Annotated in this window: 14 protein-coding genes and 1 pseudogene; 5 read left to right on the top strand and 10 right to left on the bottom strand. The window is 69.7% G+C overall.

Annotated features, from left to right (window positions below):
• Positions 1-34 precede the first annotated feature (34 nt).
• A complete protein-coding gene (locus AC07EJ_RS37960) occupies positions 35-1,429 on the top strand; it encodes a GDSL-type esterase/lipase family protein (protein ID WP_478885965.1) in 1,395 nt (464 codons plus the stop codon).
• Positions 1,396-2,274, top strand: a pseudogene (locus AC07EJ_RS37955) (endonuclease/exonuclease/phosphatase family protein); the annotation flags it as partial. The gene AC07EJ_RS37960 and the pseudogene AC07EJ_RS37955, both read left to right, overlap by 34 nt.
• Positions 2,275-2,331: 57 nt before the next feature.
• On the opposite strand, the gene AC07EJ_RS37950 reads toward AC07EJ_RS37955, so the two are convergent.
• The 8 genes from AC07EJ_RS37950 to AC07EJ_RS37915 all read right to left on the bottom strand — a co-directional run bounded on the left by AC07EJ_RS37950 (position 2,332) and on the right by AC07EJ_RS37915 (position 12,518).
• Entirely contained in the window at positions 2,332-2,700 is a 369-nt protein-coding gene (locus AC07EJ_RS37950; RefSeq protein WP_389480288.1) for a PIN domain-containing protein, read from the bottom strand.
• A gap of 122 nt (positions 2,701-2,822) precedes the next feature.
• Entirely contained in the window at positions 2,823-4,964 is a 2,142-nt protein-coding gene (locus AC07EJ_RS37945) for a 3-hydroxyacyl-CoA dehydrogenase NAD-binding domain-containing protein (protein WP_389480291.1), read from the bottom strand.
• Positions 4,961-6,187 (bottom strand): thiolase family protein, encoded by a 1,227-nt coding sequence (locus AC07EJ_RS37940; protein WP_393583060.1) that lies wholly within the window; start codon positions 6,185-6,187, stop codon positions 4,961-4,963. The genes AC07EJ_RS37945 and AC07EJ_RS37940 overlap by 4 nt, the downstream gene beginning before the upstream one ends.
• Positions 6,188-6,321: 134 nt before the next feature.
• Positions 6,322-7,032, bottom strand: a complete 711-nt coding sequence (locus AC07EJ_RS37935) for a ferritin-like domain-containing protein (protein ID WP_478885964.1) — start codon at positions 7,030-7,032, stop codon at positions 6,322-6,324.
• 100 nt (positions 7,033-7,132) lie between these two features.
• Positions 7,133-8,416, bottom strand: coding sequence for an HRDC domain-containing protein (locus tag AC07EJ_RS37930; RefSeq protein WP_389480299.1), 1,284 nt, complete (start codon positions 8,414-8,416; stop codon positions 7,133-7,135).
• Between the two features lie 275 nt (positions 8,417-8,691).
• On the bottom strand, positions 8,692-9,720 hold the full coding sequence (locus tag AC07EJ_RS37925) for a hypothetical protein (protein WP_478885963.1): 1,029 nt from the start codon (positions 9,718-9,720) through the stop codon (positions 8,692-8,694).
• A 111-nt stretch (positions 9,721-9,831) separates the two neighbouring features.
• Positions 9,832-12,039, bottom strand: a complete 2,208-nt coding sequence (locus AC07EJ_RS37920) for a hypothetical protein (protein ID WP_389480305.1) — start codon at positions 12,037-12,039, stop codon at positions 9,832-9,834.
• 62 nt (positions 12,040-12,101) lie between these two features.
• Complete coding sequence (locus AC07EJ_RS37915; protein WP_478885962.1) at positions 12,102-12,518, bottom strand: hypothetical protein; 417 nt, start codon at positions 12,516-12,518, stop codon at positions 12,102-12,104.
• Positions 12,519-12,979: 461 nt separating this feature from the next.
• Between AC07EJ_RS37915 and AC07EJ_RS37910 the strand changes: the two genes are divergently transcribed.
• Positions 12,980-13,111, top strand: coding sequence for an integrase (locus tag AC07EJ_RS37910; RefSeq protein WP_389480310.1), 132 nt, complete (start codon positions 12,980-12,982; stop codon positions 13,109-13,111).
• 129 nt (positions 13,112-13,240) lie between these two features.
• Here the strand turns inward: AC07EJ_RS37910 and AC07EJ_RS37905 are convergent, their stop codons facing one another.
• Together AC07EJ_RS37905 and AC07EJ_RS37900 are read right to left on the bottom strand one after the other, a co-directional pair.
• Complete coding sequence (locus AC07EJ_RS37905) at positions 13,241-13,903, bottom strand: response regulator transcription factor (RefSeq protein ID WP_100591261.1); 663 nt, start codon at positions 13,901-13,903, stop codon at positions 13,241-13,243.
• Positions 13,904-14,247: 344 nt separating this feature from the next.
• The gene (locus AC07EJ_RS37900) at positions 14,248-14,883 is read right to left on the bottom strand and encodes a DUF3000 domain-containing protein (RefSeq protein WP_389480312.1); all 636 of its coding nucleotides are present in this window, start codon (positions 14,881-14,883) and stop codon (positions 14,248-14,250) included.
• A gap of 168 nt (positions 14,884-15,051) precedes the next feature.
• Between AC07EJ_RS37900 and hemE the strand changes: the two genes are divergently transcribed.
• Positions 15,052-16,119, top strand: a complete 1,068-nt coding sequence (gene hemE / locus AC07EJ_RS37895; protein ID WP_389480314.1) for a uroporphyrinogen decarboxylase — start codon at positions 15,052-15,054, stop codon at positions 16,117-16,119.
• Positions 16,120-16,269: 150 nt separating this feature from the next.
• On the top strand, positions 16,270-16,653 hold the full coding sequence (locus tag AC07EJ_RS37890) for a hypothetical protein (protein WP_478885961.1): 384 nt from the start codon (positions 16,270-16,272) through the stop codon (positions 16,651-16,653).
• Positions 16,654-16,772 lie beyond the last annotated feature (119 nt).

Here is a 16,772-nt window from a genome sequence, read left to right as displayed (position 1 = left end):
CTTGGGACCGGCCGATCCCGTGGACGGAGACGAAATGAACCGCACGCTGTTTGTCCTCGGGGACTCCGTACCGGCTCCCCGCACGGAGGAGGAAGCCCCGATGGCGGGGTGGGGCCAGAAGCTCCAGGAACTTCTGGTGGGCCCCTTCGAAGTGGCCAACTACGCCCGCAGCGCGATGACGACGCGCAAATACTTCACGCAGCGCCTGCCCGCCCTGCTCAACCGGATGAACCGCGGCGACATCGTCCTCATCGGGTTCGGCTACGTGGACCACATGATCCACAACGGCACGCGGCACGTGCCGGTCGCCGAGTACCAGGAGCTGCTGCGCCTCTTCGCCGCGTACGTGCACGAGGCGGGCGGAGTGCCGGTCATGGTCACGCCGACGGCGCGCTACGCGTTCTCGACGCAGGGCGAGGTGCTCAACACCCTTGGCGACTACCCCCGTGCCATGGCGGAGGTCGCCGCCCGGCTCGGTGTGCCACTGGTGGACCTGACCGGCCGCACCATGCAGCTGTGGTCCCAGCTCGGGCCCACGCGACTGCGCCAGTTCTTCTGCTGGACGGACGCGGGCGAGCACCCGCTGCACCCCGACGGGACGATCGACTCGACCCATCTCAACCACACGGGAGCGTTCGAGGTCGCGCGTCTGGTGCTGGCCGAACTGTGCAACCTCGGTGTCCTCGACAAGACCGAGGTGAACGTCCCCGCTCTCACGGAGCCCCTGATGATGCCGCCGGTCTCCGGCGAATTCACGGTCCAGGCGCCGGAGTCGGCCCTCCAGTACGGCCGGGCGGCCGGCCCGGCTCCGGTGATCACCAAGCCGGCCGCGGGAGGGATCGCCGGACCCATGGTGAAGTTCTCCGGAAGCGTCGCTCCAGGCACCGACTATCTGCTCTTCTTCGAGCAGGGCCGGTACATCGGCGGTACGGGCGTGGGCGGCGCGGGGCAGTGGAGCTGGCGCCGCTCGGTGAACTGGGCGGCGGGCGAGCGCCTCGTGCAGTGCGTCGGACTACGCGGCGACGGCGTCTCGGCGATCGAGGAGCACCGCTTCACGGTGGTGACCGACGTGCCGAGCCCGCTGATCACGGCCCCGGCCGACGCGGCCTACACCGGGCCTCGCCCCCGCTTCTCCGGCAGCGTGCACCAGGGCGTCACCAAGGTGGTACTGATGGAGAGGGGTGTCCTGATCGGTGCGACCGGCGTCGACGAGCGGGGCGAGTGGGTGTTCACGCACCCGCACGCCTGGCGCCCCGGAACCCACACGATCGAGGTGATCGCCCTCTTCGGCGCGGCCGAATCAGCGCCTGCGCCGCGCACGTTCACGGTCGTCGGCATCCCCGAGGACAGCCCGATCCGGGGGCTGGGAGCGACCCGCCACACATGTGGTGACGTATGTGGGCACAGGCCGTTCACCGGAGACTGGTAGACGGCTGCGCACCGGCAGGGAGAGCCTTGAGGAACGGACCCGCCGCATGGGGGACGGCGGTCGTGGCCGCGATCGCGGCGCTGCTCGTCCTGCTCGCAACGCTGCTCGTCCTGCCGGACGAGAAGGCGAGCCCGGCAGAGGGATCACGCGCGGTCCGCGTGCTGCAGTACAACCTGTGCGGCGCGGCCGCCGGATGTCCGTGGAACGCGGGCGGGTCCGGGCGCGGCACGTCGGTGGCCCGCCTCGTGAAGTCCGCGGTCCGGTACGAGCCGGACATCGTCGCCGTCAACGAGATCTGCCTGACCCAGTACGCGGCGCTGAAGGAACAACTCGCCCGCGCCGGCCGGCGGATGGACGGCACGTACGCCTCGTCCCAGGACAACGTGCCGGCCTGCGGCAGGACGGGCCGGTTCGGCAGCGCGGTGCTCAGCCGGGGCGACGTCCCGGACGGCCGGCAGGACTACCGCCCCTTCACGCACACCGGCGGCGAGACCTACACGAACGGCGGGCGCACCGTCCTGGTCCACAGGGGACTGCTCTGCGCCCACACACGCGTCCAGGGCGAGCGCCTCGTCGCGTGCACGGCGCACGCGTACTCCAAGGCCCCTGAGCAGCTACGGGAGATCAGGGACTGGACGGCGTCGTTCCCCGGGAGCGTGCCCGTCGTACTCGCGGGCGACTTGAACCTGCCTCCTGACGCGCCCGCGCTGTCCCTGCTCACGAGTCGGTTCACGGAGGCGGACCGGGCGGACGACGAACCCACCGCCGGCGGGCGCAAGATCGACTACCTCTTCGCCGACCGGCGCCACGTCCGGTCCGTCGACGCCGACGCGGTGAAGTACCCGGAGTCGGACCACGCCCTGCTGGAGGGAACGTTCACGCTCACGCTCCGGCCTGGGGAGCTACCGGTCACCCTGCCCTCCGTACACCGTCCGCGGCCCCACGCACTCGGCCCCCAACTCGCCCACCCGGCGCCGCAGTTCACGATCCGCGGTCACCACCACGCACGGCTGCTCCGCCGCGGCCACCAGCTCCACGATGTGGTCGTCCCCGCTCCCGGCAGCCGACTCGACCCGTACGCCCGGCACCGACTCCACGCCGCGCGCCGCGCCCTCGACGACGAGCACGATGTCGACGCCCTCGCGCTCGCGCTCGGCGCGGGTCACCAGGCTGTCCCGCAGGCGTTCGGCCGCGCCCCGACGGTCGCGCCACCACCCGTCGGGCACCGAACCGACGACGTTGGCACCGTCGACGATGAGCAGTGTCGTCATGTGCATCGGCCCTTCTTCCGGCGGCGGTGAGCGCCGCCGCACGCGGGGAGCGTACCCAGGCCGCGCAAACGCCGGTGCCCGGCACGCCAGTTGGCATGCCGGGCACCGAAAACGCGGGGGAGTTACGCGGGAACGCTGGCCACGCCCTGCGCCAGGAACCGCTTGCCGGTCACGCGCTCGCTGACGCCCTCGCGGTCCAGGTACGGCGTGATGCCGCCCAGGTGGAAGGGCCAGCCGGCGCCGGTGATCAGGCACAGGTCGATGTCCTGGGCCTCGGCGACGACACCCTCGTCGAGCATGAGCCCGATCTCCTGCGCCACCGCGTCGAGCACGCGGTCACGGACCTGCTCCTGTGTCAGGACGACATCGCCCTGCTTGAGGAGCGCCGCGACCTCGGGGTCGAGCTCCGGCTTGAAGTCGTTCTCGGGGGAGTAGACGTAGAAGCCGCGCTTGCCGGCCTTGACGACGGCCGCGAGGTTCGGGGACACCGTGAAGCGCTCCGGGAAGGCGCGGTTCAGGGTCTCCGAGACGTGCAGACCGATCGCCGGACCGACGAGCTCCAGGAGCACCAGCGGGGACATCGGCAGACCGAGCGGCTCGACGGCCTTCTCGGCGACCTCGACGGGGGTGCCCTCGTCGATGACGTTCTGGATCTCGCCCATGAAGCGCGTCAGGATGCGGTTCACGACGAACGCCGGGGCGTCCTTCACCAGAACCGCGGTCTTCTTCAGCTTCTTGGCGACACCGAAGGCCGTGGCCAGCGAGGCGTCGTCGGTCTGCTCGCCGCGGACGATCTCCAGGAGCGGGAGGATCGCGACGGGGTTGAAGAAGTGGAAGCCGACGACCCGCTCGGGGTGCTTCAGCTTCGACGCCATCTCGCTGACCGAGAGGGACGAGGTGTTGGTGGCGAGGATCGCGTGCGCCGGGGCGACCGCCTCGACCTCCGCGAACACCTGCTGCTTGACACCGATCTCCTCGAAGACGGCCTCGATGATGAAGTCCGCGTCGGAGAAGCCCTCGGCCTTGTCCAGGACACCGGATACCAGGCCCTTGAGGCGGTTGGCCTTGTCCTGGTTGATGCGGCCCTTGCCGAGCAGCTTGTCGATCTCGGCGTGGACGTAGCCCACACCCTTGTCGACGCGCTCCTGGTCGATGTCGGTCAGGACGACCGGCACCTCGAGGCGGCGCAGGAACAGCAGCGCGAGCTGCGAGGCCATCAGGCCCGCACCCACGACGCCGACCTTGGTGACCGGACGCGCGAGGGACTTGTCCGGGGCACCCGCCGGGCGCTTGCCGCGCTTCTGGACGAGGTTGAACGAGTAGATGCCCGCGCGCAGTTCGCCACCCATGATGAGGTCGGCGAGCGCCTTGTCCTCGGCGTCGAACCCGGCCTGCAGGTTCCCGTCCTTGGCGGCGGCGATGATCTCCAGCGCGCGGTACGCGGCCGGGGCCGCCCCGTGCACCTTGCCGTCGGCGATGGACTTGCCGCGCGCGACGGCCTGGTCCCACGCGTCACCGCGGTCGACCTCGGCGCGCTCGACACTCACGTCGCCCTTGAGGACGTTCGCCGTCCAGATCAGCGACTGCTCAAGGAAGTCGGCGCCCTCGAAGAGCGCGTCGGCGATGCCGAGTTCGAAGACCTGCTTGCCCTTGAGCTGGCGGTTCTGGTTGAGCGAGTTCTCGATGATGACCGAGACGGCCTTGTCCGCGCCGATCAGGTTGGGCAGGAGGGCGCAGCCGCCCCAGCCCGGGACCAGACCGAGGAAGACCTCGGGGAGCGAGAAGGCCGGGAGCGCCTTGGAGACGGTGCGGTAGGTGCAGTGCAGACCGACCTCGACACCGCCGCCCATGGCCGCGCCGTTGTAGTACGCGAACGTCGGCACGGCGAGGCCCGAGAGGCGCTTGAAGACCTCGTGGCCGCCCTTGCCGATGGCCAGCGCGTCGTCGTGCTTCTTGAGGAGCTCGACGCCCTTGAGGTCGGCGCCGACGGCGAAGATGAACGGCTTGCCGGTGATGCCGGCGCCGACGATCGTGCCCGCGGCCGCCTCCTGCTCGACCTGGTCGATCGCGGCGTTCAGGTTCGCGAGCGAGGCCGGGCCGAAGGTGGTCGGCTTGGTGTGGTCGAAGCCGTTGTCGAGCGTGATCAGAGCGAACCGGCCCGCACCGAACGGGAGGTCGAGGTGGCGTACGTTCGCCGACGTGACGACCTCGTCCGGGAACAGCTCGGCGGCGCCCTTCAGGAGCTCAGCGGTGGTGGTGCTCACTTGTCGCCTCCGGCGTCCTTGTGGTGCGGGTTTTCCCAGATGACCGTGGCGCCCATGCCGAAGCCGACGCACATCGTCGTCAGGCCGTAGCGGACCTCGGGCTGCTCCTCGAACTGGCGGGCCAGCTGCGTCATCAGGCGCACGCCGGACGAGGCGAGGGGGTGGCCGTAGGCGATGGCGCCGCCGTACTGGTTGACGCGCGCGTCGTCGTCCGCGATGCCGTAGTGCTCCAGGAAGGCGAGGACCTGGACCGCGAAGGCCTCGTTGATCTCGAAGAGGTTGATGTCCTCGATCGACAGATCGGCCTTGGCGAGGGCCTTCTCCGTCGCCGGGATCGGGCCGTAGCCCATGACCTCGGGCTCGACGCCCGCGAAGGCGTAGGAGACGAGGCGCATCTTCACCGGGAGGTTGTTCTCGCGGGCGAAGTCTTCGGAGGCGAGGATCGAGGCGGTGGCACCGTCGTTGAGACCGGCGGCGTTGCCCGCGGTGACGCGGCCGTGCGTACGGAACGGCGTCTTCAGCCCGGTGAGGTTCTCCAGGGTCGTCCCCGGGCGCATCGGCTCGTCGGCGGTGACCAGGCCCCAGCCGGTCTCGCCGACGTCCGGGTTGGTGTTGCGCACGGAGATCGGGACGAGGTCCTGCTGGATCTTCCCGTTCGCGTACGCCTTCGCCGCCTTCTCCTGCGAGCGCACGGCGTACTCGTCGGCGCGCTGCTTGGTGATGGTGGGGTAGCGGTCGTGCAGGTTCTCGGCGGTCATGCCCATGAACAGGGCGGACTCGTCGACGAGCTTCTCCGACACGAAGCGCGGGTTCGGGTCGACGCCCTCGCCCATCGGGTGGCGGCCCATGTGCTCGACACCGCCCGCGATGACGGCGTCGTACGCGCCGAAGGCGATGGAGCCCGCGGTGCTGGTCACGGCGGTCAGAGCGCCGGCGCACATGCGGTCGATGGAGTAGCCGGGCACGGACTGCGGGAGGCCCGCGAGGATGCCGGCGGTGCGGCCGAGGGTCAGGCCCTGGTCGCCGATCTGCGTGGTCGCGGCGATGGCGACCTCGTCGATCTTCGCGGGGTCGAGGGCCGGGTTGCGGCGCAGCAGCTCCCTGATGGCCTTCACGACGAGATCGTCGGCACGGGTCTCGTGGTAGATGCCCTTCGGGCCCGCCTTGCCGAACGGGGTGCGGACGCCGTCGACGAAGACGACGTCCCTGACGGTACGAGGCACGATGGCTCTCCTCCAGATGCGGGATGGCACTGCCGCGCGGCACGCACCCGGGATGCGGGAAGCGCGCTGCGAATACCGTCATGCTACTTGCGGGTAACCAAGTCGTGTAGTCCCCCCGGCCGGAGCGGCGAACGTCACACCGCGCGATCGAGGATCGAGCGCACCACAGGCCCCGCCGAAGCCGCCACGTCACGGACGAACCGCACCCGTCCCACCCCGAACCCGCGCAGCGCCGGGCCGTGGTCGCAGGCGACGAGGAGCGCCGCGGCGAGGAGCAGCGCCCGCCACCCCAGAAGCACCAGGCGCCCCACCGGGCGCGGCACCCGCGCGAACGCCTCGCGCAGCCGCTCGCAGTGGAACGGCACGTGCCGCTCCTCGTCGGCGAGGATCGCCCCGGCCACCTGTGTCGTGAGCGCGTCGTCGGTGCCGTCGCGCAGCGCCCGGTAGTAACGCAGCGCCACGACCTCGGCGACCATCAGGACGAGGAGTTCGAGCCGCAGCCCGAGGAGCCGGCGCAGCCGGACGAAGACGGTGTCGCTCCAGTGCGACGCGAGCGGCGGCACCCCGCCGGCGCCGAGCAGCAGCCCGAGCAGCCGGGCGTGGTTCTGCTCCTCGGCCACGAACAGCCGCACGGCACGCGCGTACGGGGCGTCGCCCGCCCGGTCGGCCTTGGCGATCAGGTTCGCCCCGTCACCGCTCTCGCCGACCTGGAAGCGCCGCACGCTCCGCCAGATCGCGGGATGCACCCGCGCGCCCCGCTCCCAGGCGGGTTCCCCTGCCGCGGCCCGGCGCTCCCGCTCGACCTCGAAATCCCGCACCCATGCCTCGTACCCCCTGGTGATCATGGGAGTGACCGTAGGCAGGCCCTCCCCGCCGCGACGAGCGAGGAGGGGCCACCGGTACGAAACCGCTACGAACGCGGGCGCCCGCGCGGCGCCCCGCGGGTCAGGCGGTCTGCTTCAGCGCCTCGGCGAGCAGTGGCGTGACCTGCTCGACCTGCCAGGGCCGCGCCCCGTACCCGCGCAGCGCCTCGGCCACCGCCGTCTCGGAGCGGTCGCCCGGGGGCTCCCAGCACACACGGCGGACCGTGTCCGGCGTGATCAGGTTCTCCTGCGGCATGTTCAGCGTCTCGGCCAGCGACGACACCGAGGCCCGCGCCGCGGAGAGCCGCGCCGCGGCGACCGGGTCCTTGTCGGCCCAGGCCCGCGGGGGAGGCGGCCCGGCGAGCGGCGCCCCTGGCTGCGGCAGCTCCGCGTCGGGCAGCTCCTTCGCCCGGTCCACCGCCGCCTGCCACTGCTCCAGCTGACGCCGCCCCGTACGGTGCCCGAAACCGGGCAGCGCCGCCAACGCGTGCACGTTCGCCGGCAGCGAGAGCGCCGCCTCGACGATCGCGCCGTCGCCGAGCACCTTGCCCGGCGACACGTCACGCCGCTGCGCGATCCGGTCCCGCGCGGTCCACAGCTCCCGCACGACGGCCATCTGCCGGCGCCGCCGCACCTTGTGCATCCCGGACGTGCGCCGCCACGGGTCCTTGCGGGGCGGCGCGGGCGGCGCCGAGGCGATGGCGTCGAACTCCTGGTGCGCCCAGTCGAGCTTGCCCTGCCGGTCGAGCTCCTTCTCCAGCGCGTCCCGCAGGTCCACGAGGAGCTCCACGTCGAGCGCGGCGTAGCGCAGCCACGGGTCGGGCAGGGGCCGCGTCGACCAGTCGACGGCCGAGTGGCCCTTCTCCAGGACGTAGCCGAGGACGTTCTCCACCATCGCGCCGAGCCCCACGCGCGGGAAACCGGCCAGGCGCCCGGCGAGCTCGGTGTCGAAGAGGCGGCTGGGGACCATTCCTATCTCGCGCAGACACGGAAGATCCTGTGTCGCGGCGTGCAGCACCCACTCGGCATCGGCGATCGCGTCGCCGAGCGCGGACAGGTCGGGGCACGCGACGGGGTCGATGAGGGCGGAGCCCGCGCCCTCGCGGCGCAGCTGCACCAGGTAGGCGCGCTGACCGTAGCGGTAGCCGGAGGCGCGCTCGGCGTCGACGGCCACGGGTCCGGTGCCCGCGGCGAAGGCCGCGACCACCTCGGCCAGGGAGGCCTCGTCGGTGATCACCGGCGGGATGCCCTCGCGCGGCTCGAGCAGGGGGATCGGCACCTCCGCAACTGAGCCGCCGTCGTCCGGGGGTGCGCCCCCGGTGGTTCGCAGTGAAGCGTCTGCTGCGGTCTCTTGGGCGTCGGTCACCTGTCAAGGGTATCTGTACGTGCGTGTGCCTGACCTGCGTGTTCTGGCCATTGGTCAACTGACCTGCGAAAACGCGTCTGGACAGGTCTCGGTGCGGCTGCGGGGTTCTCGCACCAGAGTGCCCGAAATATGCATGTTAGTCCCAATAATCCATACTTGATCTACAGGCATGGGAAGGCCCTCTTGTCGAGGCTTGCACCGTGAGGCACACCGCAAAGGGTCCGTCAGCAAGCTGACGGACCCTCATGAACGATCGACGATGCGTGCGGTGAGTTCTAAGGCCGGGAGGCCATTTGAACGTCAGAGCAGCCGCGCAGTTTCGCCTCGTGGTCGGCGAAGGTCTTGAGTGCCGATGCGGCGAACCGGGCGGAGTAGTGAGCGGCCGGGTATGTGTCGGTGTCCCTGTCGTACAGGTGGTACAGCACGAACACTGCGGGCTGTGCGGACCTGGGGCACCTGGCGGTGGCCCAGGCATATTCTTTGTCGCTGTACGTGGGGCCGCGGCCCTTCTTGAGGTTGTCGCCCTCACTCGTGAGGAAGTCCTTGGCGGCGCCGCCGTAGTAGGCGTACAGGCCGTATCCGGGCTTTTTCTCCGGTGTCGCCAGGTAGCAGTTCACTTGCGGCGTCTGCGCATCCGCGGGGTACTCCATGACCTCGGGTACACCGTTCCCTGCGGCCGTCGGGGCAAGCCCCCGCAACGGGGCGCAGGAACCTTGCGCCTGCTTCAAGGGTTTCGCCGTATCAGGCGTGCCGAGCCGGGAGGGGGGCACGCTGGTGAGCCGCTCGCCGGCCTTCACCTGGCACCCGTGCTCCTCGGCTGCCTTCTGGGCCGTCTCGGTGGTCACCCGGCCGAGCCCGGCCAATGTGGCGCTGTTCGGCTCCCCGTACAGGTCACCGTATGCGACAAGAGCCTTGTTCTTCTGGTTCTGGCAGTCGAGCGCGACCATGACCTGCCAGCCGCCCTGGTACCTGGCGACGCCGGACCAGCCGTGGCCGAGGGGCACCGCCTGCCCCCTCACGCCGTTGTAGTCCTCGTTGTACCAGGAGAGGTCGGCGGAGGGGGGCGCCGCACTGCTCCAGCGCAGCTTCACATCCAGGGAACTGCGCTGTGGTCCGGTCTCTGCGTTGCGGACACTGCAGGAAGCCAGGTAGTCACTGTCGCCCTCGGAGCCGGCGCTCAGGTGCGACGAGTGCAGAGCTGCGCGAAGTCCGCCCTGAGCCAGGGTGCCGTCGCAGGCGTGGTCGAGCGATCGGTCGTCCTTCCACTGGTCGAACGTGCCGGTGCTGTACAGCACGAAGCCCACGATCCCGAGGGTCAGAACGAGTGCCGGCGCGCACCACCTTGCGCGTATACGTCGGAGCCTGGACTTGGTTTGCATCGTGCTCATTCTGTCGGGTGCCACTTTCTCCGAGCGTCAACGGTCGGCTCGAAGGGTGTCGAGCGTACGGTTGCGGCCCAAGTCGTACTGGTCCTGCCCCGCGTGGACGAAGGACTTCGTCCAGTCGCTGTCGATGCCGTGCCCGCGGCTGTCGGCCCATGCCCTGACCATGTGATCCACGTCGTGCAGCCCGGCGTCGTAGGTCTTGGCGTTCTTCTCGGTGGCCTCGACGTTCGCCTCGGCGGTGTGTTCCTTGTTGGACTCGTAGGCCCACACGTCGATCGCCTTCGTGGTGAGGTCTCCCACCGGGGCGAGATCAGCTACGGGATTGAACATCAGTGCTGTGCTGAAACCCGTGCCGATCCCGTGGTTGAAGTCGGCGGCCCACTGTGTCTTGTTGAACCGTTCGTCGAAGATGACGTCCGACCGGATGCCGTCATAGGCGCCCATGGCGCGTGAGGACTCGACGACGCGGTTCTGGATCGTCTTGTCGCCTGCGTCCTGGGGGATATCCGCCAGGACATGGTGCGAATACTGCTGCTCAGCCCCGTAGAGGTGGCCGAAGGCTCCCCCGTCGTCGGCGATGCCCCTCATTACGGCGGCGAGGCGCTGGTGCCCCACAGCCATGTGCGCCCCGTCCTTGTCGCTCCAGACCTCGCCCGTGCTGTCCCAGTCGATGTCGTACTTCGAGTCCGAGGCGGCGTAGATCTCGTGCGTGTCGGGTGTGTACGACGTCAGGACGTGCGCCAGCGGTGTGGACAGGTTCTTCGGCAGGTGGTCCGCCGCCTTGTCCGAGTACAGGGTGTTGATGGTCTCCTGCAGGATGCGGGCCTGCGGCTCGCTGTGCTGTCCGACCGCGTGGTAGGCGCCAGGCGCCTCCCCGGTCGTGGCGGCCTCCAGGGCGGCGCCGAAGCCCTTGCGTACGTCGCCGTCCTCCGCCATGACCGGCATGCCTGTCGTGGTGCCGCCGGGCGGAGTCGCGTAGTGGTCGACGACCGTGTCCCAATCGCGCCCGTGCAGCAGGTACTTGAGGTTGTCGTTGTGCGCCGGGTCCAGGTATTCGGTGCTGGTCTTCGGGTCCTCGGACATGATGCCGAGTACGCCGTCGAGCGGGTCGTTGGCGAACCAACCCCGGTCCTTGCCGTTGAAATCGTCCCGCAGGGCCCAGATGGATTCCGGGTTCCCCTTGGCGAAGTGCGACTCCTCGGCCTTGCGGACGTCGTCGGCGGTGTCCTCGAGGAACTGCCCGGAATAGCCGTGTCCCTGCTGCATCAGCGTGACGAGGCTCTGGTAGCCGCGGACCCTCTCGTTCGGAATCGGGCTGAGGCCGTCCACCTTGAACTCCTCGACCCCCGCCTTCTGCATGTCCGCACGAAAGTGCTTGTAGAACTCGGAGTTCGGGTCGCGGGTCGCGGTGGCCAGCGTGGTCGCGAGGCCGTTCTCGAGGTCCTTGTACCGGCCGGCGTTCTTCTTGTCGTCGTAGTGGCCGAGGCTTTCGAGGTCGTTGGACAGCTTCACCGTTCCCCGCGCTCCGAGGTCGTCCAGGAGGGTCTGGCTGAACGCCTTGTCGTGGGAGTTGTCACGGAAGAGCCGCTGCAGTTCCTGGTAATCGCGCGCGGAGGCCTTGCCGGAATTGATGCGCGTCGCGATGTCCTCGGCCTCGACAGCCTCGTACTTCTCTATGTCGCCCTGCGCCTTGCCGTTGAAGCCGTTCATCGTGCCGTCGGAGATGTCGGAGTCGATCACGACAGCCGTGAAGGCGACCTCGACGCCCTTGTCCGCGTCGTCCACGTTCTGAACGCACTGATCGATGCGCTGCTGCCAGGAGTTGACGGCCGTGCGGATGCTCGCCTGGTAGTCGGGATCGTGGGCCAGCACCTGGTGCTCGCTCTGGGTGAGCTTGCTGTAGTCGTACGTGACGACGCCCTGGTCGGACACCTTCATGTCCTTCGCCACGGCTTCGTCCCGGGCTGTCTCCAGCTTCTTGTGAAGGTCCACGAACTGCGTGTGCGCGTCACGGAGGAGTGCGGCGATCGCCTTGGCCTCGACCTGGGCGTTCTGGAATTCCTTGAGCGTGATGTCGAAGCGCCGATTGGCGGCGTCCGCACTCAGTCCTATCCACGTCTGGCCCATGGATATGCCGTGCACATCCCGCCGGTACGCGGTCTCCTGCTTGTGGAACTTCTCCGCCATGCCGTCCCAGCGTTCGGCAGCGGTGGTGAGCGTGGACAGGTCGGTCGTCATTATCTCGTGGTAAGTCGGCATGGATCCCCGTTGAGTGCGAACGCGTACGAGCGGGCTGTCTGTCAGGGATGCGGTGGCGGTGAGTATGTGTCGAGTACCGACACCTTGCGCACCCCGGCGAGCACTCCGAAGTCCGTCCCGGTCAGCAACGTGTTGCTGCTCTGCAGTGCCCCCTTCTCCGAGGACAGCCGGTTCATGAGGTTCTTGGCCTGTTCGCCCCACGTCTTGTGCGCTTTGCTCACGGCGCCCGAAGTGAGCCACCCGTGCCCGTCCTTGGGCCCGAACGCCTTCACTGCACTGCCCGTCTCCTCATCCGCCCAGGCGCCCGCCTGCTTGGTGTCGGGTTCGATGTGCTGCTCGATTGCCTTGCCTGCGGCCTTCTTCTCGGCCGGTGAGGACGCCAGATCTGTCTGGCCGCCAGAAAGACCAGGAGGATTGGCCGAGCCGCTAGGGTCGGTTGGTATTTGGTTGAGTCGCATCTGTGTCGACTCGTGCCCTGTCGTTTCCATTGCTCGCTGCTCTCCCCCGTGCGCGTTGGATCTTCAGTGCTGGTTCGCATGCGAAATTGGCTGGATGGGGTGTGTCAGGCGCATGGGAGTGCCGGGTTCCGGCGGCGGCCACGCACGACGACAACTGCCGTGCCGCCTCGCCACCGCGGCGTCGGACAGCGGGTACAGCGGGGTCGCCAGAGTTCTGCAGCACGAGCAGCGGCCCCGCCGCACTCGTCGGTCACGAGCCGATCCGTGCTGTCCACCGCCACTGTGACCTCCCCGTACAGCACACTCCGTGGGAGTCACCCTAGGTGCAGGTGGCGACAGAAGAAACCCCAACTGCCCCAGACGCAACAGGGGAAGGGGCGGTGTTCCCCCGGGCCCGGACACGGGTGGCCAGGGTGTGTCGTGCGAACGCGGTTCTGGAAGCTGCCGGGTACCGAGAGTTGGTGAAGATCGTCCAGATGCGTCTGGGGCACTCGAAGCCGAGCGTCATGCTCGGCGCCTGCACCCACCTCTGGCCGGACGGTGTGGACACCGCCTGGGCGGCCGTCGAGGTTGCCCTCGGTGGTGTGCCCTGAGCGGCGGGTTGGATGGTATCTCCACAGGTCAGGACCATGCTGGGACAGATCAATGTATCTGTGTACGTACAGCGCCCGTCGACGGAACGTTCCGTCGACGGGCGATGAAGGTACGCAAACCAGTCAGTGTCAGTGAATGATGCCGGTGCGCAGAGCCACCGCCACCATCCCGGCGCGGTCGCCCGTGCCGAGCTTGCGCGCGATGCGGGCGAGGTGGCTCTTGACGGTCAGCGCGGACAGGCCCATCGAGACGCCGATGGCCTTGTTCGACTGGCCCTCGGCGACGAGCCGGAGCACCTCGACCTCACGGCCTGACAGTTCGCGGTAGCCACCCGGGTGGCTCGGAGCACCCGGGGGGCGGCGGTGCATACGGGCCGCGGCTGACCCGATGGGGGCGGCGCCGGGGCGGGAGGGCAGCCCGACGTTGGTACGGGTGCCGGTGACGACGTAGCCCTTGACTCCGCCCGCGAGGGCGTTGCGCACGGCACCGATGTCGTCAGCGGCGGAGAGGGCGAGCCCATTGGGCCAGCCCGCGGCACGGGTTTCGGACAGAAGGGTCAGGCCGGAGCCGTCGGGAAGGTGGACGTCGGCGACGCAGATGTCGCGGGGGTTGCCGATGCGGGGACGAGCCTCCGCGACGGACGAGGCCTCGATGACGTCACGTACACCGAGCGCCCACAGGTGGCGGGTGACGGTGGAACGGACGCGGGGGTCGGCCACGACCACCATGGCGGTCGGCTTGTTCGGGCGGTAGGCGACCAGGCTTGCGGGCTGCTCGAGGAGAACGGACACCAGGCCTCCTGGGGTGCGGGACGGGACCGGCTCGGGGATGAAGCCGGGGCGAACCGTGCTTTCAAGGTCACAGACCTCTTCGGCAGTAAACCCGCCCGCCTTTAGAGAAAGATCACGATTTAGTGAGTAACAATTCGTGCAATTCGGACACGCGATCGATCATCCGAAGATCGAACCGAATCACAACGGGACCGGAACTCTTCGAGGTCCGATCCCGATTCACCCGATCCAGGCAGTCCCTGCCCCGCGTCACCGGCGACGGAAGGCCGAAAGTCGCCTACCGATGGCTGTTCTTCGTCGCCCGTCAGACCTTCTGTACCGCCGTTCAGGACTCTGTACCGCCGTCAGGACGTCTGCGGCCCCCGGCGCTGAGGCAGCGTCACCACGGACGCGTCCCCGGGGCCGGCCGGCGGCAGGCCCGCGATCTGGCTGAGCAGGTCGCACCAGGCCGCCAGGTGCGAGGCCGTGTCCGGCACGCCGCCGAGCCCCTCGCGCGGTGTCCATGAGGCCCTGATCTCGATCTGCGACGCCGGTGGACGCTCCCCGAGCCCGCCGAAGTAGTGCGAACTCGCCCGCGTCACCGTGCCGCTCGGCTCCCCGTACGAGAGCCCCCGCCCCTGGAGCGCGCCCGTCAGCCACGACCAGCAGACCTCGGGGAGCAGCGGGTCCGCCGCCATCTCCGGCTCCAGCTCCGCCCGCACCAGCGTCACCAGGCGGAACGTCCCGTGCCACGCCTCGTGCCCCGCCGGGTCGTGCAGCAGGACGAGGCGGCCGTCCGCGAGGTCGTCGTCGCCGTCCACCACCGCGGCCTCCAGGGCGTACGCGTGCGGCGCGAGGCGCTGGGGCGGCCTGGTCGGGTCCACCTCGATCTCCGGGCGCAGTCGTGCCCCGCGCAAGGCGTCGACCGCCGCGCGGAACTGCGGTGGTGCCGAGTCCACCGGATCCTTCGTCTTGCGCCCCTCCCGCTCCGCTTCACTCATTCCCTCAGCGTCGTCCGACAGTCTTCCCTCAGCCGCAGCCATGCGGGGAAGGTTAAGGGGAACGCGGCCTTCGCGCAGGGAGAGACACCCGGCACCCCTGCCCCGATGTCCCCGCGCCCGACTGTCCCCGCGCCCGACGGGGTTCGCACCCGTGCGAGACTTTCCGACGTGAGTGCCAACCTCCGCCCCACGGGCCAGCAGCCGACAGCGACGTACGAATCCGCCTTCCTCAAGGCGTGCCGGCGTGAGCCGGTGCCGCACACCCCGGTGTGGTTCATGCGGCAGGCCGGTCGCTCGCTGCCCGAGTACCTCAAGGTGCGCGAGGGCATCCCGATGCTCGAGTCCTGCATGATGCCCGAGCTCGTCGCCGAGATCACGATGCAGCCGGTGCGCCGCCACCACGTCGACGCGGCCATCTACTTCAGCGACATCGTCGTCCCGCTCAAGGCCATCGGCATCGACCTCGACATCAAGCCGGGCGTCGGTCCCGTCGTCGAGCAGCCGATCCGCTCGCGCGCCGACCTCGCGCGGCTGCGCGACCTCACGCCCGAGGACGTCTGGTACGTCACCGAGGCGATCGGTCTGCTGACGGCCGAGCTCGGCTCCACCCCGCTCATCGGTTTCGCTGGCGCGCCCTTCACCCTCGCGAGCTACCTCGTGGAGGGCGGCCCGTCCAAGAACCACGAGCACACCAAGGCGCTCATGTACGGCGACCCGCAGCTGTGGGCCGACCTGCTCGACCGCCTCGCCGAGATCACCTCCACCTTCCTCAAGGTGCAGATCGAGGCGGGCGCCTCCGCCGTCCAGCTCTTCGACTCCTGGGTCGGCGCGCTGGCCCCCGCCGACTACCGGCGCTCCGTGATGCCCGCGTCGTCCAAGGTGTTCAAGGCCGTCGAGGCGTACGGCGTGCCGCGCATCCACTTCGGTGTCGGCACCGGAGAGCTCCTCGGTCTGATGGGCGAGGCCGGCGCCGACGTGGTCGGCGTCGACTGGCGCGTCCCGCTCGACGAGGCCGCGCGTCGCGTCGGCCCCGGCAAGGCGCTCCAGGGCAACATCGACCCGGCCGTCCTCTTCTCCACGCCGGAAGCGGTGGAGGCCAAGGCGCGCGAGGTGCTCGACGCGGCGGCGGACCTGGAGGGCCACGTCTTCAACCTCGGCCACGGTGTGCCGCCCACCACCGACCCGGACTCCCTGACGCGTCTCGCGGAGTACGTCCACACGCAGACCGCCCGCTAGGTGGAGCGGGGGCGGGATCCTTCCCCGCCCCCGTCACACTGGACGACCAGGGCCCGCCTGAGCGACCGGCGCCCGCCTGAACGCAGGGCGCCCGTCGCGCGTACGTCATGCCGAGCAGTGTCCCGCCGCCCCAAGCGAGGAGACCAGCCCATGACCGACCATCAGCCGGGTGCCCCCGTCCCTCCCCTCACCGCCCTGCCGGACGGTGAGGCCCAGCTAGCCGTGGTGCTGCGCCTCACCTGGGAGGACCTGGCCGCGCTCGGTCAGGAGGCGGGCCGCATCGCCGCCCGCACGCACCGCCCGGTCACGCTCGACGAGGCCGTCAGCCACCGGCTGCGCACCCGCCTGCCGGCGGCCCACGCCAAACCCCCGCAGGCCACGGCCGCTTCCGCCCTGAGCGCGGCCCCGCCCCGGACCCCCGGCGACCAGGCGCGCCAGGCCATAGAGAAGATCAACGGCACGTCCACACCGATGCCGCCCCCCACCTCCGGCCCGGACACGCCCCAGGGACTGTCCGGCGCGACCCCGACATGATCCGGCCTGATCCGAACGCGAGGCCCTAGGTGTATTGAGCATGAGCGTTGTTGACACGCGCGGGCCTTGAAGAGGGCGAAGGCCTCCGTGTGTGGTGGAGGTGTCGAATCTTCACCGCA

This window comes from Streptomyces sp. NPDC045026, assembly GCF_056432625.1.
This window is presented reverse-complemented; position numbering and strand designations above follow the sequence as displayed.

What these genes read in the sequence shown, in the direction of transcription:
- AC07EJ_RS37890 (WP_478885961.1), top strand. Translation starts at nt 16,270, where the DNA reads ATGACCGACCATCAGCCGGGTGCCCCCGTCCCTCCCCTCACCGCCCTG.
- AC07EJ_RS37935 (WP_478885964.1), bottom strand. Translation starts at nt 7,032, where the DNA reads ATGATCACCAGGGGGTACGAGGCATGGGTGCGGGATTTCGAGGTCGAG.
- AC07EJ_RS37900 (WP_389480312.1), bottom strand. Translation starts at nt 14,883, where the DNA reads ATGAGTGAAGCGGAGCGGGAGGGGCGCAAGACGAAGGATCCGGTGGAC.
- AC07EJ_RS37915 (WP_478885962.1), bottom strand. Translation starts at nt 12,518, where the DNA reads ATGCGACTCAACCAAATACCAACCGACCCTAGCGGCTCGGCCAATCCT.
- AC07EJ_RS37960 (WP_478885965.1), top strand. Translation starts at nt 35, where the DNA reads ATGAACCGCACGCTGTTTGTCCTCGGGGACTCCGTACCGGCTCCCCGC.
- AC07EJ_RS37920 (WP_389480305.1), bottom strand. Translation starts at nt 12,039, where the DNA reads ATGACGACCGACCTGTCCACGCTCACCACCGCTGCCGAACGCTGGGAC.
- AC07EJ_RS37950 (WP_389480288.1), bottom strand. Translation starts at nt 2,700, where the DNA reads ATGACGACACTGCTCATCGTCGACGGTGCCAACGTCGTCGGTTCGGTG.